The organism is Gemmiger formicilis (assembly GCF_016901605.1).
GTDB classification, from domain to species: Bacteria; Bacillota; Clostridia; order Oscillospirales; family Ruminococcaceae; genus Gemmiger; species Gemmiger formicilis_B.
This window is the reverse complement of sequence record NZ_JACJKP010000986.1, coordinates 1-217: the sequence shown is the minus strand read 5'-3', so window position 1 is coordinate 217 and position 217 is coordinate 1. Positions and strand designations below refer to the sequence as shown.

General features: G+C 56.7%; 1 protein-coding gene. It reads left to right on the top strand.

Annotated features, from left to right (window positions below; all coding sequences use genetic code 11):
• Window positions 1-96: 96 nt before the first annotated feature.
• Window positions 97-217: adenylyltransferase/cytidyltransferase family protein (locus H6B10_RS17915; RefSeq protein WP_345941883.1), on the top strand; the 121-nt coding region annotated here is incomplete at its 3' end.

The following is a 217-nucleotide window of genomic DNA, read 5'->3' as shown; positions in this document are numbered from 1 at the left end:
CAGCTTTTTGATCATCGTCGAGCTGGTGCTCTTGGTGTAGGGGAAGAATTCGATATTGGACCCCACGGCGTTCAGGCTGCGCTTGTCCTCCTCCCAATAGGGGTTGCCGGCGTATTCGATCTGTTTCATGTGGGCCATGTCAATCTTCTGCGGCGCGCCAAGGAGGAATGCGACTATCTGATCGTGGGCGTTCTGTCCGACGCGCTGGTGGTGCACT